Annotated in this window: 22 protein-coding genes and 1 riboswitch; of the genes, 16 read left to right on the top strand and 6 right to left on the bottom strand. The window is 39.2% G+C overall.

Annotated elements, in window-relative coordinates; translation table 11 throughout:
* The first annotated feature begins 89 nt into the window (after positions 1–89).
* A riboswitch (TPP riboswitch) is annotated at positions 90–193 on the top strand.
* Between the two features lie 106 nt (positions 194–299).
* The 5 genes from J2S74_RS06690 to J2S74_RS06670 all read left to right on the top strand — a co-directional run bounded on the left by J2S74_RS06690 (position 300) and on the right by J2S74_RS06670 (position 4,255).
* Positions 300–1,067 (top strand): thiazole synthase, encoded by a 768-nt coding sequence (locus J2S74_RS06690; protein WP_307323342.1) that lies wholly within the window; start codon positions 300–302, stop codon positions 1,065–1,067.
* A gap of 174 nt (positions 1,068–1,241) precedes the next feature.
* Positions 1,242–2,345: a 2-iminoacetate synthase ThiH gene (gene thiH / locus J2S74_RS06685; protein WP_307323341.1), complete on the top strand. Its 1,104-nt coding sequence runs from the start codon at positions 1,242–1,244 to the stop codon at positions 2,343–2,345.
* 57 nt (positions 2,346–2,402) lie between these two features.
* Positions 2,403–3,008 (top strand): thiazole tautomerase TenI, encoded by a 606-nt coding sequence (gene tenI, locus J2S74_RS06680; RefSeq protein WP_307323339.1) that lies wholly within the window; start codon positions 2,403–2,405, stop codon positions 3,006–3,008.
* 1 nt (position 3,009) lies between these two features.
* Positions 3,010–3,213 carry a sulfur carrier protein ThiS gene (gene thiS, locus J2S74_RS06675; protein ID WP_307323337.1) on the top strand — a complete coding sequence of 68 codons (204 nt, stop codon included), beginning with the start codon at positions 3,010–3,012 and terminating at the stop codon, positions 3,211–3,213.
* Positions 3,214–3,232: 19 nt separating this feature from the next.
* Positions 3,233–4,255, top strand: a complete 1,023-nt coding sequence (locus tag J2S74_RS06670) for a thiazole biosynthesis adenylyltransferase ThiF (RefSeq protein ID WP_307323335.1) — start codon at positions 3,233–3,235, stop codon at positions 4,253–4,255.
* 125 nt (positions 4,256–4,380) lie between these two features.
* Here the strand turns inward: J2S74_RS06670 and J2S74_RS06665 are convergent, their stop codons facing one another.
* On the bottom strand, positions 4,381–6,060 hold the full coding sequence (locus J2S74_RS06665) for a hypothetical protein (RefSeq protein WP_307323726.1): 1,680 nt from the start codon (positions 6,058–6,060) through the stop codon (positions 4,381–4,383).
* A 284-nt stretch (positions 6,061–6,344) separates the two neighbouring features.
* Between J2S74_RS06665 and J2S74_RS06660 the strand changes: the two genes are divergently transcribed.
* From J2S74_RS06660 to J2S74_RS06650, 3 genes are all read left to right on the top strand, one after another.
* Positions 6,345–8,237: an ABC-F family ATP-binding cassette domain-containing protein gene (locus tag J2S74_RS06660; RefSeq protein ID WP_307323333.1), complete on the top strand. Its 1,893-nt coding sequence runs from the start codon at positions 6,345–6,347 to the stop codon at positions 8,235–8,237.
* A 153-nt stretch (positions 8,238–8,390) separates the two neighbouring features.
* Positions 8,391–8,546 (top strand): hypothetical protein, encoded by a 156-nt coding sequence (locus J2S74_RS06655; RefSeq protein WP_307323330.1) that lies wholly within the window; start codon positions 8,391–8,393, stop codon positions 8,544–8,546.
* A 166-nt stretch (positions 8,547–8,712) separates the two neighbouring features.
* Positions 8,713–9,729 carry a WD40/YVTN/BNR-like repeat-containing protein gene (locus J2S74_RS06650; RefSeq protein ID WP_307323327.1) on the top strand — a complete coding sequence of 339 codons (1,017 nt, stop codon included), beginning with the start codon at positions 8,713–8,715 and terminating at the stop codon, positions 9,727–9,729.
* A gap of 52 nt (positions 9,730–9,781) precedes the next feature.
* On the opposite strand, the gene J2S74_RS06645 is transcribed toward J2S74_RS06650, so the two are convergent.
* From J2S74_RS06645 to ytvI, 3 genes are all read right to left on the bottom strand, one after another.
* The gene (locus J2S74_RS06645; RefSeq protein WP_307323324.1) at positions 9,782–10,276 is read right to left on the bottom strand and encodes a hypothetical protein; all 495 of its coding nucleotides are present in this window, start codon (positions 10,274–10,276) and stop codon (positions 9,782–9,784) included.
* 31 nt (positions 10,277–10,307) lie between these two features.
* Positions 10,308–10,622: a DUF2325 domain-containing protein gene (locus J2S74_RS06640; protein WP_307323321.1), complete on the bottom strand. Its 315-nt coding sequence runs from the start codon at positions 10,620–10,622 to the stop codon at positions 10,308–10,310.
* Positions 10,623–10,737: 115 nt separating this feature from the next.
* A complete protein-coding gene (gene ytvI, locus J2S74_RS06635; RefSeq protein WP_307323320.1) occupies positions 10,738–11,874 on the bottom strand; it encodes a sporulation integral membrane protein YtvI in 1,137 nt (378 codons plus the stop codon).
* A 158-nt stretch (positions 11,875–12,032) separates the two neighbouring features.
* Here ytvI and J2S74_RS06630 point away from each other — a divergent pair, with 158 nt between their 5' ends.
* The 4 genes from J2S74_RS06630 (at position 12,033) to J2S74_RS06615 (ending at position 16,358) form a co-directional block, all read left to right on the top strand.
* Positions 12,033–12,785, top strand: coding sequence for a (S)-benzoin forming benzil reductase (locus tag J2S74_RS06630; protein WP_307323318.1), 753 nt, complete (start codon positions 12,033–12,035; stop codon positions 12,783–12,785).
* A gap of 395 nt (positions 12,786–13,180) precedes the next feature.
* A complete protein-coding gene (locus tag J2S74_RS06625) occupies positions 13,181–14,932 on the top strand; it encodes a 2-oxoacid:acceptor oxidoreductase subunit alpha (RefSeq protein ID WP_307323315.1) in 1,752 nt (583 codons plus the stop codon).
* Positions 14,920–15,765, top strand: coding sequence for a 2-oxoacid:ferredoxin oxidoreductase subunit beta (locus tag J2S74_RS06620; RefSeq protein WP_307323313.1), 846 nt, complete (start codon positions 14,920–14,922; stop codon positions 15,763–15,765). The genes J2S74_RS06625 and J2S74_RS06620 overlap by 13 nt, the downstream gene beginning before the upstream one ends.
* A 146-nt stretch (positions 15,766–15,911) precedes the next feature.
* Complete coding sequence (locus tag J2S74_RS06615; protein WP_307323311.1) at positions 15,912–16,358, top strand: GNAT family N-acetyltransferase; 447 nt, start codon at positions 15,912–15,914, stop codon at positions 16,356–16,358.
* Between the two features lie 10 nt (positions 16,359–16,368).
* Here the strand turns inward: J2S74_RS06615 and J2S74_RS06610 are convergent, their stop codons facing one another.
* Positions 16,369–16,863, bottom strand: a complete 495-nt coding sequence (locus J2S74_RS06610) for a L,D-transpeptidase family protein (RefSeq protein WP_307323309.1) — start codon at positions 16,861–16,863, stop codon at positions 16,369–16,371.
* A gap of 190 nt (positions 16,864–17,053) precedes the next feature.
* Here J2S74_RS06610 and J2S74_RS06605 point away from each other — a divergent pair, with 190 nt between their 5' ends.
* Both J2S74_RS06605 and J2S74_RS06600 read left to right on the top strand, forming a co-directional pair.
* Positions 17,054–17,869, top strand: coding sequence for an endonuclease/exonuclease/phosphatase family protein (locus J2S74_RS06605; protein WP_307323307.1), 816 nt, complete (start codon positions 17,054–17,056; stop codon positions 17,867–17,869).
* A 120-nt stretch (positions 17,870–17,989) separates the two neighbouring features.
* Positions 17,990–18,628: a fumarylacetoacetate hydrolase family protein gene (locus J2S74_RS06600; RefSeq protein WP_307323305.1), complete on the top strand. Its 639-nt coding sequence runs from the start codon at positions 17,990–17,992 to the stop codon at positions 18,626–18,628.
* Positions 18,629–18,772: 144 nt separating this feature from the next.
* On the opposite strand, the gene mreBH is transcribed toward J2S74_RS06600, so the two are convergent.
* Positions 18,773–19,777, bottom strand: coding sequence for a rod-share determining protein MreBH (gene mreBH, locus J2S74_RS06595; RefSeq protein WP_307323303.1), 1,005 nt, complete (start codon positions 19,775–19,777; stop codon positions 18,773–18,775).
* A 737-nt stretch (positions 19,778–20,514) separates the two neighbouring features.
* Between mreBH and J2S74_RS06590 the strand changes: the two genes are divergently transcribed.
* Positions 20,515–21,690 (top strand): acyl-CoA dehydrogenase family protein, encoded by a 1,176-nt coding sequence (locus J2S74_RS06590; RefSeq protein WP_307323300.1) that lies wholly within the window; start codon positions 20,515–20,517, stop codon positions 21,688–21,690.
* A 115-nt stretch (positions 21,691–21,805) separates the two neighbouring features.
* Positions 21,806–22,468, top strand: coding sequence for an MOSC domain-containing protein (locus tag J2S74_RS06585; RefSeq protein ID WP_307323296.1), 663 nt, complete (start codon positions 21,806–21,808; stop codon positions 22,466–22,468).
* Positions 22,469–22,483 lie beyond the last annotated feature (15 nt).

Here is a 22,483-nt window from a genome sequence, read left to right as displayed (position 1 = left end):
CACTCATTTTTATTGATGAAACAAGTTAGGCAAGCTTTTAAGGTTCACAAGAGATTATATCTTTGTTATCATGATAGCATAAGCTAATAATAGAAAGCTGGGGGTGCCACAAGCAAAATGGCTGAGAGGAGCAATCCGACCCTTTGAACCTGAATTGGTTAATGCCAACGGAGGGAAGCGATTATAGACGTAGGAATATTAGGTCGTTTATAAAAGCTCATCCTTTTGGGTGGGCTTTTTTGATTTGTGAGATCCATGGCTTGATAGCTTATTTACATATAACATGGGGAGGAAATAAAATGAGGGACGTGTTAACAATTGGTGGGAAGGAACTGACGAACCGCTTATTCGTGGGGACAGGAAAGTTTGCGGATCATAAACAGATGGGAGAAGCCATGAGAGCATCTAACTCGGAGGTTGTAACGGTTGCATTGCGCCGTGTAGATATGGATGCGAAGGAAGAAGACATTTTACATGACATTCCAAAAACCATGACGCTGATGCCGAACACATCTGGAGCTCGTAACGCGGAGGAAGCGGTGCGAATCGCCCGTTTAGCAAAAGCAGTAGGAATGGGGAATTGGATAAAAATTGAAGTGATTTCCGATCACAAATACTTGCTTCCTGATAATGAGGAAACAACAAAAGCCACTGAAATTTTGGCCAATGAAGGGTTTGTGGTGTTACCGTATATGAGCCCAGATTTAATGGCAGCAAAACGAATGCGGGATGCTGGGGCAGCGGCAATCATGCCTTTGGGTGCACCAATTGGCTCTAACAAAGGGATCCGTATGAAGGAAATGGTTCAAATTATGATTGATGAAATAGATCTTCCAATAGTGGTGGATGCGGGAATTGGAAAGCCATCGGAAGCTGCAGAAGCAATGGAAATGGGAGCGGATGCGGTACTAGTAAATACAGCCATTGCTACAGCGGCTAATCCAGTGGAAATGGCAAGGGCCTTTGACTATGCAGTGAAAGCTGGTCGAATAGGGTACTTATCAGGTTTAGGCCCAGTATCTACAACAGCGAAGTCATCTTCACCGTTAACAGGATTTTTAGGGTAAAAAATAAAGTGAATTATATAAATTTCGGGCGGAATGTTCCTGTAAAGGGAGCGTGTGCAAGGTTTGGGTAACAATTAAGGCTGAAAAGTTCCCGAAAGGCGAGAACTAACTAGATTTCGGTAACTATCCCATATTACAACGTATATCCTTATCAGAAAAGGAAGGATGTTTCAAATGAGTTTTTATCATAAATTTACGGAAGTGAAGGATTTACCCTTTGATGTTATGTTTGCATCAGTAACAGGTCGAGACGTGGAGCGAGTGCTGCAAAAGGACCGTCTCACAGAGCAAGATTATTTTATGCTGTTATCTCCAGCAGCAGAAAGCTATTTGGAGGAAATGGCACAAAAGGCACATAAATTGACATTGCAGCATTTCGGAAGAACAATGCAGTTATATTTGCCATTATATCTATCCGATTACTGCGTAAACATTTGCAAATACTGCAGCTTTAGTTTTAATAATGACTTTCCACGTCGCCGTTTGACCATAGAGGAAGTGGAGCGTGAGGCAAAGGTTATTGCAGGAATGGGGATTAAACATATTATTCTATTATCAGGGGAATCGAAGCAGCATTCTTCTGTTGAATACTTAAAAAAAAGCTTAGAAGTTTTGAAGAAATATTTCTCTTCCATTGCCATTGAAATTCAGCCTTTGAATAAGGAGGAGTATGAAGAGCTATTTAGGTACGGAGTGGATGGTCTCACAGTTTACCAAGAGGTGTATAACGAAGAGATTTATCGTGATATTCATGTTGCAGGACCGAAGAAGGATTTCCGTTATCGTCTAGATACTCCAGAGCGCGGTGCACAAGCTGGAATGCGCTCCCTTAACGTAGGTGCGTTGTTAGGAATGGATGAGTGGAGAAAGGAAAGTTACATTACTGGTCTTCATGCTAGTTATTTGCAAAATAAGTATTTAGAAACGGAAGTGGGAGTTTCCTTCCCGAGGATGAGACCTCATGCGGGAAGCTTCCAACCGAAGGTAAATGTTACGGATAAAAACTTAGTGCAAGCAATGTTAGCCATACGATTATTCTTACCTAGGGCTGGAATTACCATTTCCACAAGGGAAACGCCGGAATTCCGCGATCAACTAATACCGTTAGGAGTTACGAAAATGTCAGCAGCCTCTTCCACTGTTGTAGGTGGATATTCGGAACCAGATGTAACCCAAAGCCAATTTGAAATCTCTGATGATCGATCAGTAGAAGAGATTAAGCGTTTATTAAAGTCCAAAGGCTACCAACCAGTAGTAAAAGACTGGCAGTTGATTTAGGGACCGGGTCCCGAACAATTTTGTGAACATTTTTGTGGCTGATGGTGAGGAGTAGATATGAATAATTCTTTAGAAATACACGTTATTTCCAATGGGAAGCTTTCGTTACAACAATTTGCACGAAGGGCGGGAAGCATTGAGCCCTTTGTAGATTACTTTCATTTGAGAGAAAAGGCACTGCCAGCCCGCGAATTAGTGGAAGGAGTCCGGCTATTGAAGGAAGCAGGGGTTCCCCTGTCCAAAATAATCATTAATGACCGGGTGGATGTGGCAGCAGTAACGGGAGCTGCTGGGATTCAATTAGCCTTTCACAGTCTCGAGGTGACTCAGGTGAAGATGAAATTCCCTTTGCTAAAAATCGGAAAATCAATCCATTCTATAGAGGAAGCACAACAGGCAGAGAGAGAGGGCGCTAATTATGTACTATATGGTCATATTTTTCCCACTCAATCTAAATCAGGCCTTCCAGCAAGGGGATTAGACAGTTTAAGGGAAATCGTCCAAGGAGTGAACATACCAGTAATTGCAATAGGCGGAATTAAGCCGGATAATAAAGATAAAGTTATGGAAACTGGTGCTACAGGGGTTGCGGTCATGTCAGGTATAATAGAGGCTGAGGCCCCTCTGGCAGCTATTAAGGCGTACAGACAGAAGGAGGATTAAGGTGAAAATTCAAGTAAATGGGAAACAAAGTGAAATCCCTAGTAATGTAACAACTGTGTCCGAGCTATTGAGTTATTATGAATTAGATAATAAAGTAGTTATAGTGGAGTTAAATGAACAAATCGTCGATAAAGAAAGTCATAAGGAGACGACTTTACAAGATGGAGATCGCGTAGAGCTTGTGCACTTTGTCGGTGGTGGATGATAGAAGGGGAGCGTCATCAATGAACAACAATCGTTATTCTAGACAAATATTGTTTCCTTCCATAGGAGAAGCGGGGCAACAAAAAATCCGTGACAAACATGTTTTAGTTATAGGCGCAGGTGCCCTAGGAACAGGGAATGCGGAAAACCTTGTTCGTGCAGGGATTGGTGAACTTACAATTGTTGACCGGGATTATGTAGAGTTCAGTAACCTGCAACGACAGCAGCTTTATAAGGAGCAGGATGCAATTGACCGCTTGCCAAAAGCTGTTGCTGCGAAGGAGCGCCTATCAGAAGTAAATTCAGAAGTTAAAATCAACAGTCATGTTATGGATGTTACCAAGGAAGAAATGGAGCAATTAATTGAAGGAGTTGACCTCATTGTAGACGGAACGGACAACTTTGACACAAGGCTATTAATTAATGATATTGCTCAAAAGTACAATCTTCCGTGGATTTATGGTGCTTGTGTATCCAGCTATGGTCTAAGCTACACTATCATTCCTGGAGAAACGCCTTGTTTAAATTGCTTGTTGGAAACAGTGCCGATGGGTGGAGCAACGTGTGATACGGTGGGTGTTATTGGTCCAGTTGTTCAGATGGTGGTTGCCTTTCAAACAACAGAAGCCTTAAAGATTCTTGTGGAGGATTGGGATTCCCTTAGGAAAAAATTGGTTTCCTTTGACCTTTGGAAAAATGAACAGATGGCCATCAATGTTAGTGCTGTGAAGAAATCCACATGCCAATCCTGTGGTAATGAACCAACTTATCCTTATTTATCCTATGATCAGCAGACGAAATCTACGGTTTTATGTGGAAGAAACACAGTGCAAATCCGACCACCTAAGAAATTGGAGAGAAACTTAGAACAGTTAAGTAAGCTACTTTCTACTTTAGAAGGATCGGTGCAGCAAAATCCTTATTTATTGTCCTATACTCAAGGAGAGCACCGACTTGTATTTTTTAAGGACGGCCGAGTTCTAGTGCATGGAACCAACGACATATCAGAGGCAAAAACCCTGTATCACCGGATAATAGGGTAATACTTTATATACAGAAAACCGTACCTATTAAGAGTAGGTGCGGTTTTTACATTACATGAACACAAGTTACCGAAAACTAAAAAAGTGCCTCATGAACAATTCATGAGACACTTACTTTTTGATCTTTAAAAATCAAGCTCCTCAATGGCTTGAACTTCTTCCCCTGTATCCATAAAGCTTATGGTAATTTCATCACCTGGCTCGATGAACACTGCTCGTGGATAGGCAGATGCATTGACCGTAAAGATACGATCATAACCTTCAATTAGAAGTCTTACCGTTACGTTATCTTCCCGATCCCATTTGTAGACCCGTTCGACAGTTGCCGTAATTTCAACTAGATCTGTTATCTCACCAGGAACCACATTTTCATCTACCCTTGTTGAAAGGGCTAATTGGTAAGCACTAAAGGCTTCCCTTTTTGTTTCTCCGTGACCAAAGACACTTTCGCTGCTACCGTTTACTAACATAATTTGTCTTAAAACGGAGTTTCGGTCCATGAGAGGAACAACCCATGTATATTGACCATAAATATTATATAGGGACGGTGTTCCAGCAACATAGTCATCCCTTACAAAGGTACGCTCTGCAAGATTCATTGCGGTACGCCCATTTAACATTCCACTTGCGTCACGAAAATAATGTAACTCCCCTGTTCTAGCATCAAAGGTAGTGAAACCAACCATGGATTGAGAGATGGTTCCCTCACCTTGAAGTCGCATATGATCCGTAAACCAGCTTAATTGGAGTTCGCGGTTCACAACTCCCACAACGGAGTCTTCAATTCCCCACTGTGTAGGCTCAGTTAATCCTTCACGACCAAAGAAGCGATTGACGATTCCTTGTTTGTATATTCCAAACCAAAGATTTCTTTCTGCCGCAATGTGAGGAGGGTAAATTCTGTTAACCCATTCTGGAGCATCTTCTTTAGCATATTGCTCCATATCCCCAGTTTGTGGATCAACGATAATAATACCATCCACTTCAGCCACACGGCGGAACTCTGTGTAATGTCCGTAGCTCACAATATAATAAGGATTTCCTTCCCCATCTATTTCAAAGGTAGTATCTAACATAAGGACATCTGGGAATGCCATTCGGACATGACGCTCTAAGTTTTCATGGAAAAATCCAGAGGGAACGTAAATCATATCCGTAAGAACTAGCTCCGGTTCTTCACGAGGATTCTCAGCACTTACCATAATATAACCAGGTGCAGCATTACTTCGATACCACCGGAAGAATCCGTCATATTCAATCGGAGTTATCCAATAAAGGGAATCGTTTACCCTTTGAATTCTCGTTTTGCCAAGGTCATAAAATGCAGGGTTATCTAATTGACCCATTAAAATATCGGATCGGTACCTTGCGAAGTTAGGCGGGACAACTGGGATGTTCTGCTCGTTAACAGGGGATAACTCTTCTACTGTCACTTCTTCCCCACCAGCAATGTTAAACTTAGCATCTGCTAAAAATAACGGCTGCATGATCCAAAAGAGGGCAAAGGCTAGTAAAAGGATAAAACCAGTACCTGCACCTACTAAAGCTGGGCGCTTTCGGAACGTTTTTTTGATAGAAAAGACAAGGCTATTATCAATCATGAGACCAATACCGATAATTGGCAAATAAGAAACAATTATAGCGGAGATGGACTGGTCTAATAAACCTAAGTAGAACAATCCCATTCCATAAGCCAATCCAATAAAAAATCGTGGAATGAGCCATTTTCGGAAAAATGGAGCCTTATACCATTCGAGTTGTAATGGTAGAAATAATAATGCTAATAGTGCACTGACGAAAATCATTTGCAGCAAAGTAAATCACCTCTTCGATTTAATGAGTATACTGTTTGTCTAGCTGGATAAAAGGGTTAACTTAATTATATAACGCTTTACGCCCTTATACGTTCTTTAGTTTCATTTTATGAAAAAATAGAATAAGGCCCATAACTACTTTATCATAAAATTGGATTTATATAACGTAAAACAACATTAATAACTGATGAGAATAGATGCTAGGGTCAACCTACTACCGTGAAATCTTTTTTTTCGTTACAATAGATAACAGACTACTATGAAGGATGATTTGAATGAGTATGCTGCGAGTGGAAAATTTATATAAAACATACGGGGAAAAACAATTATTTGACCATATTTCTTTTACAATAGAAGCAAAAGAACGGATAGGCTTGATAGGGGTAAATGGGACAGGGAAATCTACTTTGTTAAAGGTTTTGGCGGGGATAGAAGGAAAAGAAGGGGGAGAAATGATTCATTCTAACGATTTTCAGATGGAGTATCTTCCTCAAGAGCCAGAATTAAATGGGGACTTAACCGTATTAGAACAGGTTTACTATGGTGATGCAACGATTATGCGTGTCATGAGGGAGTATGAATCTGCTCTATTGGATTTGGAAAAAGCCCCAATGAACGAGGCTTATCAAAAGCGACTATCCAATCTTCAACAAAAAATGGATGAAGAAGAAGCTTGGGAAGCAAATACGGTTGCCAAGACAGTCCTTACTAAACTAGGGATTACGGATTTTACGAAACAAGTAAAGTATCTTTCAGGGGGACAAAAAAAGCGGGTAGCCATTGCTAAAGCATTAATTCAACCTGTGGATTTACTGCTCCTTGATGAGCCTACTAACCATTTAGACAACGAAACTATTGAGTGGCTGGAGCAATTTTTGGCCCAATACAAAGGGGCGTTAATTCTTATTACTCACGACCGGTACTTTTTAAATCGGGTTACAAATCGAATTATTGAATTAGATCAAGGAAACTTGTATCAATATGAAGGTAACTATGAAATGTTTTTGGAGAAAAAGGCGGAAAGGGAAGAGGTTGCCCAGCAGCGGGAAGCAAAACGTCAAAATATTCTCCGCCGTGAGCTGGCTTGGTTAAAGCGGGGAGCGAAGGCGAGGACGACGAAGCAAAAGGCGAGAATTCAGCGTGTGGAGAAGCTGCAGGAGGAAAAGCATGTAGCGGAAAAGGGAGATTTAGATTTTGCCATCGGTTCCACTAGGCTCGGGAAAAAGGTCATTGAGCTCCATGAGGTAAGCAAAGCATTCGAGGGAAAGACACTATTCCAGAAGCTCGATTACCTCGTTGTTCCTGGTGAACGTTTAGGAATCATTGGTCCTAACGGAACGGGAAAATCCACGTTATTAAATGTTATCGCAGGCCGGAGAGCTCCCGATGCTGGAGAAGTGGAAGTAGGAGAAACGGTAAAAATAGGTTATTATACACAAGACCACGAGGATTTAGATCCCTCCAAACGTGTTATCGACTATATTAAAGATGTGGCAGAGGTTGTCTATACGATTGATGGACAAGTTATTACTGCGGAGCAGATGCTTGAGAGGTTTATGTTTCCACGAGCACAACAATGGACGTATATAAATCGTTTATCAGGTGGAGAGCGCCGTAGGTTATATTTACTCAAGGTTCTAATGGGAGAGCCAAATGTGTTGTTCCTTGATGAGCCAACAAATGATTTAGATACCCAAACCTTGTCTGTGCTTGAAGATTACTTAGACCAATTTCCGGGAGTTGTTATTACCGTTTCCCACGATCGCTATTTCTTAGACAGGGTAGTGGACAGGCTGCTTGTTTTTGAAGGAAAAGGACGTGTGTCACGTTATTTTGGGACGTACAGCGAGTGGCTAGAGGAAAAAAGGGAAATGCCAACGGAAAAGGAAGGAAAGTCGAAGGAACGGGCCACACTGCAGCAAACGAAACCGAAGAAGTTATCCTATAAAGACCAAAAAGAATGGGATGAAATTGAGGATCGAATTTCAAACTTAGAAGAGAAAAAGGAACAGCTAGATAAAGAAATTGTAGATGCTGGAAGTGACATTGACCGAATTCGTGATTTATATGAGAAACAAAATAAAGTGGAAGCAGAATTGGAAGAGGCTATGGATAGATGGACGGAGCTTTCCATTCTTGTAGAAGAAATAGAAGCAGCTAAAAAATAATGTTTGTGGGAGGGGGACTCAAAAGGTATATTTTTAACTTTTTGAGACTCCCTCATTTTTTAATATTTTGTGAACGAGGGTTAATAGCTGTCATTTTCGGGTAGAGGCAAATAAAGGGAGGCTTTTAGGAATTGTGAAGGAGGTTGCACCGCGATGGTAACAAAAATGGATATCCTTCGACTCATTGATCAATTATCCGAAGATGATCTACGAATTGTGTATACGTTCATTGAAGAATACCAGGCTGCTATTAGAGAAGATGAAAAGCTGTCTTTTAACCAAACCACACATTACTCCAAACCACAGTAAATAAAAATAGTGTTAACAATCCCTCCACATGCTGTTTTTCATGGAATCAGCATGTATTTTTGTGAACAAAAATCTAACGTCCAATACCAGAAAGAACTTATACATGAGCGCCTCGAAGACAACATATATACTAGAATATCTAACTCAGAAAGGGGAAAAGAGCCAAGTGCAATTATTTATTAGTTCAAATAAAGATCTTATTGTTGTTTCCAAAGGGGCTAAAGGGTGGAGCGTAAAACACCAAACCCACCCTGAAGGTGATATTCAGTCAGTGGCAGCAGATCCTGTGAGTAATGCTTTATATGCAGGGACCTTTGATCATGGTTTATGGAAAAGCGATGACGATGGAATATCGTGGGAGAGAATAGGAAAAGATCTTTTACCGAATAGAGTCATGTCTGTTCGAGTCAGCCCAAATCGTCAAAACCTTTCTTATGCACCTTTATACGTAGGAACAGAACCTAGTGAGTTATTTCAATCGTTGGATGGTGGAGATTCATGGAGTAGTTTTCCTGCATTGTTGAACCTTCCTTCGAAATCAACTTGGAGTTTTCCACCTAGGCCTTATACCCATCATGTACGTGATATTGCAATAGGGTATGGTGACGAAAACTTTCTTTTAGCAGGGATTGAGCTTGGTGGTGTAATGCGGAGCTTAGATGGAGGGAGGTCATTTGAGGATAGGAAGGAACATTCTCAATATGATTGTCATACGATTAAACTCCATCCAACTGCAACCGAAAGAATTTATGAAGCAGGTGGCGGTGGTTATGCTCAGAGCACAGATAGAGGGGCAACTTGGGAAACACAGAATGACGGTCTTAGGAATTATTCCTACTTAGTTCATGTTGCAGTTGATCCTGGAAACCCAGATACCGTAGTCGTTTCAGGAGCGGAGGGACCTAGAAGTGCATACAGGCCAGATAACGCTAATACATTTGTTTTTCGGAGAGATAGTTCCAATGAAGCTTGGGAGCGTGTTACGGAAGGACTGCCATCCTCTGAAGGGTCCACTGTTTTGCACCTGCACACCAATCCGAAAGAACCAAATGTTTTTTACGGAATAAATAATAGGGGTGTTTACACTTCCAATGATCAGGGACGCACGTGGGAAAGTGCTCCTATAGAATGGCCTCATTTCTTGGAAAAAAGGAGAATTACAGATGTGGCACTTAAGGCTTAACGTGTAGTCCGGTAATACTACCAAAAAACTGCTGCCAAAAGCAGTTTTTTGGTTAATGTGGACTATGTAAGGCGTTTAAATCACCTGTTTCAAGGTCGTACAAAAAACAGCACCAAGGATTAGAAGGATGCAGGGAATTTAAAACTAGTTGTATATTATCATCAAGGGAAGGACCCTTCCCCTTTTTAGAAGATAAAAATGCCCAGACTTCAACGACATCCGTTTCATGGTTATTTTTTCCGATATATAGATAGACACCATTAATATTTATAACTTCTTTTAACTTGAACGACATAAGTTTTGGCACTAGCTGCAGTATATAATCAACAACCGCAGTCATCTTTAATAAGAATTCCGCTGAGGAAGAAAAAATAGAAGTAACACATGGATGACATTCTTTGTAAAGGATATCGAGGGCTTTCTTGTTATCGCAATTCGATTCATTGATGATTTTCCACATTACTTTATTTATAAACTCTTGAAAGTCTTTTATGTTTGAATGATTTTTAGGTGTTTCTACACTCACTACGTCATAACCAATTGACATCATTGTTATCACCTCACTATGGAACTCAAACTTAATTTTTTAAAAAGGGGCATTTCTCACAGGCGTTGTCACAGGAAACAAGGGTATTGTAGATAGAACACCAGGATCTTCGTGCAAAACAGATTGGGACGTTCTTTTTATTGGCTTTGTCTTTTATTTTCTTTGCTAAGTTGTGATTAATAAAGTCAGTGAGAATGAGAATAAGATCAACATTTTCAGGGATATCACGTTTCACCATTTTCACCTTACGGCCATCTAAGTGAATGACCTCTTGAAACCCCATGTTTAATAAGTTGTTAGGAATGGAACCTAACTTGTCCCCGCCAATAACTAATAGAGAGGCCATGTATCCTCACTCCTTTTACTTTGAAATTGATAATCATTATCAATTAAAGTATAAAAGAAAACGACCTTCACAACAACCATAATTTGTGAAAATCGTTTGACAATTTTTTTATATTTCAATTTTTTGGAGTGGTTTCATCGGCCCATCCATAACGAATGAAATACCATACCGTTTTTCCAACTCCTATATCCTTCAAAATAACAAGGATAACAAGAATGAAAGGACCTAAGAAAACACCAATGATTCCGAAAATCTGATATCCAATGAATAAAGAGACAAGTACCGCTAAGGTGTTTAAGTTCATGCTCGATGACAAGACTTTTGGTTCGATCGATTGTCGGATGGCAACAGTTACACCGTATGTAATAGCAAGTCCAATTCCTAAACTTATGTCACCTGTAATAAAAGAATAGATAAACCATGGTATCAAGATTGTCCCGGACCCAAGGTATGGCAGTATCTCCGCGACCCCTACAATAACTGCAATGGTAAAGGCTTGTTCAATGCCTAATATGGATAATCCAATTAGAACAATCACCGATGCGATTCCCATTAAAATAATTTGTGCCCTTAGAAAACCTAAGACACGATGGCTGAACATTTTGCGAAATTCCCGTCCTTTTTTTACAAAACTTGCAGGAACACTGTGTCTAAGCTTTTTAGCCATGGAATCCCAATCTTTTCCGATGAAGTAAAAGGCTAAGAAAATAAATAAAAATGCAATTAAGAATGGAGGGACCGCCATAATTAGGTGGGTTAGACCGTCCGCAATTTTTTGACCAGCTTCTCCAAACATGGTTGCAAGTTGTGTCCCTAAGGTAGTAATTCCTTCTTGTAATGTTTCTTGTTGCTCAGGGGTTAGGGAATCCATAAATCCTGTTATTCGATGCCACAAAGGTAATACCGTTTGGTTAAACAACAGTTGTATTTGAATGGATGCTTGTTCGATCCATATGGGTACATAAACAGATATTCGTCTTACCCCAATAATGATCAGGAAAACAATACCTGTAATAATAGCAAATATGGTGGTTAAACCAATCAAAAGTGCAAATAGAACAGATAACCCATTTGGCAGTTTTACCTTATTTCTCATAACACGAATTAAAGGAAGGAACATCCAAACAAGGATGGTTGCAATCCAAAATGGATAAGACACGGTAAAAAACCAAGCTAGAAACCAAAGAGAAGCTAGGACTACTATTATAACTAGTGCAAATCTTGCAAATATCCATCCCTGTTCTTTTGTCATGGGATCCCTCCTTTTTATGCATTTACTTTTTTATTTATCATAGCAGATTATTCCAACTTAGAAAATAAATCTGCAGATTTAGTATATGTAAGTCTTAGGAATTACTCGTTAAGCATGTTATATTTTTTTTAGACATTTTATGTAGGGGTGATTGGAAAGTGAATTATGTTATTATAACCGGTGCATCAAAGGGGTTGGGAGAGGCGGTCGTAAAGGAGCTTCTTCAACCAAATTTTCACTTAATATGTGTTTCGAGAAGGGCAGGGGAATTCCCAAACGAACAGGAATTAAATGGGGCAAAGCTTGATTTTATCCCCTATGACTTAAGTAATATTGATAAGATCGACGAGCTCACGGAAACTATTTTTTCAAAGGTAGATAAGGAAGGGGCTACTAGTATTCATTTCATTAATAATGCAGGGGTGCTAACTCCTATGAAGCCGTTGGACCGTTGTGAACCAGGGGAAATCGTTATGAATTTAAATGTGAATTTAGTTGCCCCTATGCTATTAACATCACTATTTATAAAAAACACAAAAGATCTGCCGTTGGACAAGCGGGTTATTAATATCTCCTCAGGTGCGGGAAAACACCCTATATATGGCTGGAGCTGTTATGGAGCATCGAAAGCAGGGATTAATTTAATGAGTCAAACAGGGGCACTTGAGCAGGAAGAGGTACAAAACCCGGTAAAAATAGTCTCCTTTGCCCCTGGGATCATCGACACACAAATGCAGCAGCAAATTCGTTCTTCAAAGAAAGAGGATTTTGCCCAAGTAGACAGGTTTATTGACTATAAAAACGAGGGTCAATTACTTCAGCCGGAGACGGTAGCACGGGTTGTTGGGGAACTGTTAACCATGGAGGCATTTCCAAATGGCCAAGTAGTTTCTGTAAACGAATATCTTTAAAGTATGTTTCTCTTCTCTTCCTCTACAAGCTTTTAAAAAAACAAGTTTACTTTACCTCCTTAAACATAAGCTAAAAATTTATGGTATGAAGCGGGGGATTTTACTATATATTTTGTAATACAGATTATTTAAAATAGTATAACAACAAGAATTATACCTCACTAATGCTGATGAATAGTGAGGTATAAATATTTTTTGTGTTTTTTCTCTTTTTGTAATAGAATAATACTAAATATTTAAATTTTTCAAACTAATATAAAAAATCACTTTTTTTTTATAGGGTGTTTTCCGTAGTGGGTTAGAGAACTTCACCATAGAAGAATGAAAACGCAAACAGAATCATTTGTTTCTCTCCCGCTTTTATAAATATTAAATTATCGAAGGAGGTTAATAGTGTGAGGAACTCTATTGAATGGATGGTAGGAGGACAGCAAGGTGAAGGGGTAGATTCCACTGGAGAATTATTTGCAAAAACACTAGTACGTTATGGATACTCCGTCTCTACTTATAAGCAATTTATGTCCCGTATTAAAGGTGGCCATACGAACTACAAAATTAAGGCTACAAAGGATCGAAATTACTATTCAGGGGATGGCATTGATATTTTATTATGCTTAGACAAGGAAACATTACCTAACAGTTTGGATTCTTTAAACGAAGGGGCATTGGTAATTCAAGAAGGGAAAGAAGCGCAAGTGGAAGGGAGTCAAACTTCCGAGGGTACGGTCTACACCGTTTTTACAGTCCCACTAAAGCAGATTGCAAAGGACTTAGGAAACCCAATGTCAAAGAATATGATTGCCTTAGGAGTAAGTGCTGCACTTTTAGAGCTTCCTATCGATATTTTACATGGATTTATAGAAGAGATTTTTGCGAAAAAAGGGGAAGAAGTAATTACCTCTAATAAACAAGCCGTATTAAAGGGATATGAGTTAACAAACGCTCATGTGACAAATCAAGTTAATGCCCTTGAGGTCCCGAAGGAATCTAAGCGTTTGTTTATTTCAGGAAATGAAGCTACCGCATTCGGAAGCTTAATGGCAGGTTGCAGATATTTAAGCGCCTATCCAATTACACCAGCTAGTGAGATTATGGAATGGTTAGCGGACGAATTGCCAAAGGTTGGCGGTACTGTCATGCAGGTAGAGGATGAAATCGCCGGCTTGTGTTTTGCTATAGGGGCTAGCTACAGTGGTACAAGGGCCATGACTTCCACTTCAGGGCCTGGATTAAGCTTAAAAACAGAAGCCCTTGGCATGGCAGGGATGAGTGAGGTTCCTATCGTTATTGTCAATTCTCAGCGGGGAGGCCCATCAACAGGTTTGCCAACAAAGCATGAGCAAAGTGATTTAAATCAAATGATTTATGGTACTCACGGAGAAATTCCAAGGATTGTACTATATCCAGCGACGATAGAGGATGCCTTCTATGTTGCTGCAGAAGCCTTTAATTTGGCAGATATCTATCAATGCCCAGTTGTGGTGGGCTTGGATTTAGGCTTGTCCATGAACAAAATGACTATTCCTTCCTTCGATCCAAACCGAGTAGCCATTGACCGTGGAAAGCTGTTAACGAATGAGGAAGCGAAGAATTTCAACGAGACACATTTCAAACGATACCGCTTTACGGAAGATGGCATATCGCCACGTCCAATACCTGGGATGCCGAATGCCGTTCACACTACTAGCTCCAACGAGCATGACGAGAGTGGATACATTTCCGAAGATCCGGAAAACCGTACAAATATGATGAAGAAACGATTGGAAAAAATCAAGGGTGCTATTATTCAAGAACCGTTTAAATTCCAGACAACAGCAGATTCCTCTGACATGGTCTTAGTTGGAATGGGATCCACATACGGAATGATTCAAGAGGCAGCAGAGCAATTGAACAAAGAGGGAATGAAAGTTTCTCACTTGCACATTCAGCAGTTGTATCCACTGCCAATTGATAAACTGGAGCCACTTCTACAAGGGAAACAAATTGTAACTGTGGAAAATAATTATAACGGACAATTATTACAGTTATTAAAGCAAAATACACCAATTCACGATAGAGCGAAGGCTATTACTCAATATGATGGGAATCCATTTACAGTTAAATCCATAGTTAAACAAGTGAAGGAGTTGATTTCATGGCAACTTTAAAGGATTTGAGAGGGGACCAACCAACCTGGTGTCCAGGCTGCGGACATTTCAGTATCATGGCAGGGATTCAGAAATCTATCATTTCATTAGGGTATGAACCTCATGAGTTTGCGATCATTTCAGGGATAGGCTGTTCCGGTAAGGTATCCGAGTACGTTCGGACCAATGGGTATCATACGATCCATGGTCGCTCTATTCCAGTAGCACAAGGTGCTAAAATGGGGAACCCAGATTTAAAGATCATTGCCTCCGGCGGTGATGGTGATGGTTATGGTATCGGTTTAGGTCACTTTGTTCATGCGTCCAGAAGAAATATTGATATGACTTATATAGTGATGGATAACAATATTTATGGTCTTACAAAAGGGCAAACCTCTCCTCGTAGTGAGCATGGGTTTGTTACGAAGACAACGAAGGACGGAAATAAGGAATATCCTGTTGATCCTATTTCTACATCCATTGCCAATGGAGCAACCTTTGTGGCCCAAGGCTTTGCAGGTGACATTAAACAAATGAACGATATTATTGCAAGGGCCATCGAACATAAAGGATTTGCCCATGTTAACATCTTCAGTCCTTGTGTAACCTTTAATAAGGTGAATACTTATGATTTTTACAAAGAGCACTTAACAAAGATTGAGAAACCATTTACGGATCGAAATGAAGCGCTAGCAACAGTTCGATCCCATCAAGGAATGGTAACTGGAGTCTTATATGAGGAAGAAAGGGCACATTATCAAGAAAAACTCGGAATTGACTTTGATATGCAGTCCTGTGTCTCCGGAAAAATGAATGAAGAATTACTCCGAGAGCTTGAACTGAAGTTTCAATAGTGAAAGAGGGAGAGGTAAAAGGTTGATTTTTAACCTTTTGCCTCTCCCTCTTCTTTTATAAAGGAGATGCTTTATTTTACAAATGGCCTTCAACCTGTGTAGAATATAAGAATTCTAAGGAATTTTTATAGAAAGAGGGATGTCCTTTGGATTGGAAAATAAAACGCTATGAGGAGCTTTCCAATGATGAGCTTTATAATATTATAAAAGAACGAATTAATATTTTTGTTGTAGAGCAAGACTGTCCCTATCCTGAACTGGATGGTAAGGACAACTTAGCCTTCCATTTGTTTAAAGAAAATGATAATGGGGAAGTCATTGCCTATGCCAGAATTTTCCATAATGGTTTATATTATGACGAAGCTTCATTTGGTCGAGTTATTGTAAAGGAAGCCTATAGGAGAGAAGGACTAGGGAGAGAACTCCTTGAACGGGCAATAACCTTCCTTCACGGTGAATTAAAGGAAACCACCATTAAAATACAAGCTCAGGATTATCTTAGGGAATTCTACGGATCATTCGGATTCGAACCTATCTCTGAAGTGTATTTAGAAGACAATATCCCCCATGTGGATATGTTACTGACGAAATAAGCCGGTGCTACTAAGGAGATATGGTAACGGGAGTTCCAATGGGGATGATGCTTGCCAATTCCTCCACGTCTCTATTATGCATTCGAACACATCCCCTTGAGACATATTTACCAATGGAGGAAGGGTCATTGGTTCCGTGGATTCCATAATGTTTTTTGGACAAGCTCATCCACATTGTCCCGTATGGTCCCCCAGGATTAGGCGCCTTATTAATGATGATAAAATTGCCAGTAGGTGTTTCGTGCAACATCCTTCCTACCCCTACTGGATAAACCTTTTGGATCTGATTATTATGTTTTAACGTTAATGTTCTGTTTGTAAGATTAACATGTATGGAATAAGGGATGGTCTCTATTGGAGGGAAACCAGGTATAACTAAAGGTTGGCCCACGATAATAACATCTGGATTAATGCTGGGATTAGCCTGTATGATGGAATGGATCGGAGTTCGGTAATCCTCTGATATGCTCCACAAGGTTTCTCCAGCTTTCACGATATGAATCATTAACAGTCGCCCTTTCGTGAAGTGATATAAACACTATATGATTTCCACAAAAAGTTGTTAACGACGAGACATAAGGAAAATATTACAACAAAAATTATCTGATTATTCATGTAAAATGGAATTATCGTATAAATCGGATTGAAGATCCTGTTTAATCAGGGGAAATTTTTGTGAGTAAGGGGGCTTCCTTATGTCTTATCGAATGTTTCTTATTATAAGCATTAGTTTTTTATTCTTAGTTTCCTCCTATTACGTACACGGTTTTATAAAAGGGCAATACACATGGAATTCTGTTCAAGATGCTTTTTTAGTAAATGACAAAATGATAACGGTTGCAACCTATAACATTCAATATGGTAAAGGGCAAGACGGTAGAGTGGATATTGGCAGAACCATTGAGAAATTAAAATCTTTAGATGCACAGGTCATTAGATTGCAGGAGGTGGAAAGATTTAGTGTGCGATCTGGTTTCAATGACCAAGTAAAATGGATGGCAGAAGCGTTGGACATGTATGCAACTTTTTATTCTAGTTTATCTTTCCCAGGATTATATTATGGAAATGCCATTCTTTCCGTTTTTCCTATTGAGGATACTAAGGTACTTCATTTTAATAATCGAGTAGAAGATCGTTCAGCAATCATTTCCACTTTAAAAGTTTCAGAGAATGAGAGAATTACTGTTATTAATACCCATTTAGGGTTAAATTATAATGAACGTGAAAAGGCCATAATGCAAATAAAAGAAAAACTAGCAGGACTTGAGGATCCAGTGTTACTAATGGGGGACTTAAACTCTACACCCTCTATGAAAGAATATAAAATATGGGCTAAATGGGTAACCAAGAGTAACAAAGGAATACCGATGGTTACGTACTATAAGCATGACTGGCAAATTGATTATATTTTTCATAGCGATCAATTTGCAGTGGAAGATATAAGAGTAATGGAAAGTGAGACATCAGATCATTACCCATTGATAGGAGTCTTTTATCTTTCAGGAAAATAAAGGAATATCCTGTGGTGATCTATGTTAAATAAAATTTAAACGATCGTTTAAAAAATGCTGAGGCTTAGGGCCACATAAGTTTTAGCTAATCAATATTAAAAATTCATTAGGGGGATGACGATGGATCAAATTAAAAATATTTTTTGTATTGGAAGAAATTACGCTAATCATGCAAAGGAGCTAGGGAACGAAATTCCCTCATCTCCTATTCTATTTTCTAAGCCGACACACTCCTTGGTGAAAGCAGATGGAAAATCAATTTCCTTTCCGAAAAACCGGGGGGAAATTCATCATGAGCTTGAAATAGTTCTCTACATAGAAACAGAGGTTCCTGAAATTTTTGAGGTAGAAGAGGTTGTTAGTAAAATGGCTTTAGGCATTGACTTCACCTTAAGGGACGAACAAGCAGTGTTAAAGGAGAAAGGGCATCCATGGCTAAAGGCGAAGGGGTTTAGAAATTCATCAGTTATTACGGAATTTTGGAGTTTTCCAGGAATAGATGCCTGCACAAAAACAGATTTCTCCCTTTTGAAAAATGGACATACGGTCCAAATTGGGAACATAACAGATATGATGTTTGACTTTAAAGAAATTATTAAGCAATGTAATCAGTATTTTGGCTTAGGTAAAGGTGATATTCTTTATACAGGAACACCTGAAGGAGTAGGAGCCATTAAACATGGGGATACGCTTGCTTTAAGGTGGGGGAACGAAGAAAAGGGAAGATTTTCAGTTACTATGGAACAAAACTGTTTTTAGGTCCTCCATGAATACATACATTACAGGCCAAACACTAGTAGTAGATGGAGGACTAACAAGAGCTTACTAAAAAAATTCACGGACCGGGTCGATGAACTTTTGTTCATCGACCCGGTCCGTGACAATATTGTGACTTTACTGATTTTATTTCGCCTTTTGAAGTCGGTGAATAAAGTTTAAGGAACGGCCTGTCCCAATGGCAACTGCTTCTAATGGATTGGGAGCCACATGAACGGGAACAGAAATCTCTTCACTTAACCATTGATGTAGACCATTTATTAAAGCTCCACCACCTGTTAATGTGACACCCCTGTCCACAATGTCACCACTAAGCTCTGGAGGACAGTCTTCTAATGTGTCACGGATGGTAGCAAGGATTGCTAATAATGGTTCCCGTAAAGCTTCCTGAATTTCATAAGAATTCAAAGTAATTGTTTTCGGTAATCCTGTGACTAAATCTCTACCACGAATATCCATGAACATTTTTTCGTGTTCCACTAATGCATACCCTATTTCCATTTTTATGTTCTCAGCTGTACGATACCCGATTAACAAATTGTATTTCTTTCGAACATATTGAACGATATCATTATCTAATTGGTCTCCCCCAACTCGAATGGAGCGGGAGGTGACAATACCACCGAAAGAAATAATGGCCACTTCTGTTGTACCACCGCCGATATCTACAACCACATTGGCAACAGGCTCCGAAACAGGAAGATCCGCACCTATAGCTGCTGCAATTGGTTCCTCAATTAAATCTACATTTTTCGCACCAAAATTTTTGACAGCATCATGGATAGCACGCCGCTCGACAGATGTTGCACCGGAAGGAGTACAAACCACCACATTTGGTTTACGTATGGACATACCAATCTTTTTATTTACTTTTTTCATGATTTGTTTAAGCATATCGATCGTTACTTGATAATCTGCAATGACCCCATCCTTTAAAGGTCTAATTGCTACAATATTTCCAGGAGTTTTTCCGACCATCATCTTTGCCTCCTGTCCAATAGCTAATACTTCTTTCGAATGAATATCAATGGCTACAACGGAAGGTTCATTTAGGATGATTCCTTTATTTTTTGTATAAACAAGAATATTGGCAGTACCTAGGTCTATCCCAATATTTGCATTTGAAAACATGAAGCATTCCTCCAACATCTGATTGAGTTTATCTCTCTTATTAGTCATTCTACTTTTCCTGTCGATTTATTGGGGTTCTCTTGAATAAAAATATTGGGAAAATATGAGAAGATTCATCATTTCCTGGGAAAAGATTTTGTAGATTTATAAAAGAAATGTTGTTTATTAGTCAAATTCCAGTTTTATTTTTTCTTTAAAACATAATATTTATAATAGAAAAAAAGAACCGTATTAACTAGTGGATGTTTTTTCCTGTCAAAAAAACAAAATTATTGGATGTTAAACTAAAACTACTGCTATGAAAAGTATTTTGACCTTTAATATAGTAGCATATTTATCGACAAATTATATGTGAATTTTGGTGAATTGAATAAAAAATAGAGAAGGTGTCCCATAAGGTAATGAGCCCTTTTGGGACACCTATTCACGGGAAGGGAATCGCTAGTTGCTATGGGTAAGCACCACCGATTTTTTTACGAGCAACACAAAACAGAACAAGTTGAAGGCACATGCCTATAGCTTGCTCTCGGAGGAGTCAGTGGAATGCCCGTAACCCTCTCTTATAGAGGGGTAATGTATAATATGTCGAAAAAATAAAGAAGTATGGTTACAAGACTTAGGAAAAATAAAATTAGTTATTTATTTTATAACAAAGCCATAAAGCAACTAATTACAGTTATGAAAATAAAAATGATAAAGTATTGTTAAAGATAAACAGATAAAGGAGAAGAAATGCTGTGGATCCTAATACATTAAGTTTTATCAAAACGGAGAAACAAGAACGACTTTGGAACAAAGCTAATGATTTGGTTAAAAGTTTTCAAGGAAGAGCCGCTGTATATGATCAAGATGCTTTATTCCCTATAGAGAACTTCCACGACCTAAAAAACAATGGGTTAACCGCTTTAACGGTCCCTCAAAAATATGGCGGGGAAGAAATTAATTTGTATGAGTTTTTGCTTATACAGGAAACGATTGCTAAGGGGGATGCAGCAACTGCTTTATCCCTTGGTTGGCATAATGGCACAATTATGCAGTTAAGGGATACTAAAAAGTGGGAGGAAGCTGTCTTTCAGAAGGTGGCTAATAGTGTGGTGGATGAGCATAAAATCATTAATACTGCTGCTACGGAGCCAAGTACTGGCAGTCCAGCCCGTGGAGGAAAGCCAGAGACAACAGCAGTTAAAAATAAGGATGGGTGGCTCATTAACGGGAAAAAAACGTTCACCTCATTAGCGCCAGTGTTAGATTGGATCATTATCACTGCTACAGCTCATGATGGAGAAACGGAATTTTTCGGTGAATTTTTGTTACAAAGGGAAACACCTGGGATTCACTTTGAAGAAACATGGGACACATTAGGGATGAGAGCTACAAGAAGTGATGATTTAATCTTGACGAATCTTCAAGTACCCTCAAGTGCATTAGTGGCTACGAAGGACCCAGGACATGGAAGGACACCACAAGGGTGGCTACTGCACATACCGGCATGTTATCTCGGAATTGCCCTTGCAGCAAGAAACGATGCTATTGAGTTTGCAAAGAGTTATCAACCGAACACCTTGCCCCATCCTATTTCAGAGGTTCCTGAAGTTCGCAGGAAAATAGCGACAATGGATTTGGGATTAATGAAAGCTAGGCATTTTATGTATCATGTAGCTTCTATTTGGGATGAGTATCCAGAAAAACGGAATACATTAGGGGCTGAACTTGCAGCGGTGAAAACGGTAGGAACTAATACTGCAATTGAAGTTGTTGATTTAGCAATGAGAATTGTAGGAGGACAAAGCTTACATAGAAGTAAAGCTTTTGAACGTTATTATCGTGATGTAAGGGCGGGATTACACAACCCTCCATCCGATGACTTAACGATGATGGCCTTAGGAAAAAAGGCAGTAGAAGAATATCAATAAGCATGATTTATTAAATATAAAGCGATTTACCCTCAAAAAGGTTTTGAGAAAATCGAACAATAGTATAGAAATAGTGATTTTATCCATTACCGAAAAAGAAAGGAAGTGAAGCGGTTTGAAACGACTAAAGGCCAACTTAATTTCAGTTAATATTGGACAACCACAACCTTTAGTAGGACTAGGTAAAACAGTTATTACTTCCATTAATAAGACTTCTGTAGATGGAGAAATTTTTTTAAGCAAGTTAAACCTTGAAGGTGATGAACAGGCTGATAAGAAGAATCACGGTGGGCTAGATAAAGCTGTTTGTGCATATCCTTACGAGCACTACCCCTTTTGGGAGCAAGAATTAGGGAATAAGCTTCCTTTAGGAGCCTTTGGTGAAAACTTAACTTTAAAAGGATTGGAAGAAAATAATGTTCATATAGGTGATGTATTTCAATGGGGTCAAGCCGTTATACAGGTAAGTCAGCCACGAATTCCTTGTCATAAGCTAGCCAAACGTTTAGGAAATGAGGATACCCCTCAATGTGTAATAGATAAGAGTTATACTGGTTTTTATTTTAGAGTCCTAAAGGAAGGGACAGTATCCGTAACTACCCCACTTCATTTTTTAAAACGTTGCACAGATTATTCGGTCTCCTTTGTTAACAATAACTTTCATCATGACAGATATAATGAAAAAGTTATTGAAGAGTTATTAGCTGTGGAAGAACTAGCAGCAAGCTGGCGAAGTATGCTTCGGGGACATTTAGAAAAAATTCTAGAAAAACAATAATAAAAATTAGACTGT

Source organism: Evansella vedderi (assembly GCF_030813435.1).
In the GTDB taxonomy this organism is placed as follows: Bacteria; Bacillota; Bacilli; order Bacillales; family Salisediminibacteriaceae; genus Evansella; species Evansella vedderi.
This window is presented reverse-complemented; position numbering and strand designations above follow the sequence as displayed.

Bases quoted from the DNA above. Each gene is read 5' to 3' on its own strand.
- J2S74_RS06690 (WP_307323342.1), top strand. From the start codon at position 300: ATGAGGGACGTGTTAACAATTGGTGGGAAGGAACTGACGAACCGCTTA.
- thiH (WP_307323341.1), top strand. From the start codon at position 1,242: ATGAGTTTTTATCATAAATTTACGGAAGTGAAGGATTTACCCTTTGAT.
- tenI (WP_307323339.1), top strand. From the start codon at position 2,403: ATGAATAATTCTTTAGAAATACACGTTATTTCCAATGGGAAGCTTTCG.
- J2S74_RS06670 (WP_307323335.1), top strand. From the start codon at position 3,233: ATGAACAACAATCGTTATTCTAGACAAATATTGTTTCCTTCCATAGGA.
- J2S74_RS06665 (WP_307323726.1), bottom strand. From the start codon at position 6,060: ATGATTTTCGTCAGTGCACTATTAGCATTATTATTTCTACCATTACAA.
- J2S74_RS06660 (WP_307323333.1), top strand. From the start codon at position 6,345: ATGAGTATGCTGCGAGTGGAAAATTTATATAAAACATACGGGGAAAAA.
- J2S74_RS06655 (WP_307323330.1), top strand. From the start codon at position 8,391: ATGGTAACAAAAATGGATATCCTTCGACTCATTGATCAATTATCCGAA.
- J2S74_RS06645 (WP_307323324.1), bottom strand. From the start codon at position 10,276: ATGTCAATTGGTTATGACGTAGTGAGTGTAGAAACACCTAAAAATCAT.
- J2S74_RS06640 (WP_307323321.1), bottom strand. From the start codon at position 10,622: ATGGCCTCTCTATTAGTTATTGGCGGGGACAAGTTAGGTTCCATTCCT.
- ytvI (WP_307323320.1), bottom strand. From the start codon at position 11,874: ATGACAAAAGAACAGGGATGGATATTTGCAAGATTTGCACTAGTTATA.
- J2S74_RS06620 (WP_307323313.1), top strand. From the start codon at position 14,920: ATGGCAACTTTAAAGGATTTGAGAGGGGACCAACCAACCTGGTGTCCA.
- J2S74_RS06610 (WP_307323309.1), bottom strand. From the start codon at position 16,863: ATGATTCATATCGTGAAAGCTGGAGAAACCTTGTGGAGCATATCAGAG.
- J2S74_RS06605 (WP_307323307.1), top strand. From the start codon at position 17,054: ATGTCTTATCGAATGTTTCTTATTATAAGCATTAGTTTTTTATTCTTA.
- J2S74_RS06600 (WP_307323305.1), top strand. From the start codon at position 17,990: ATGGATCAAATTAAAAATATTTTTTGTATTGGAAGAAATTACGCTAAT.
- mreBH (WP_307323303.1), bottom strand. From the start codon at position 19,777: ATGTTTTCAAATGCAAATATTGGGATAGACCTAGGTACTGCCAATATT.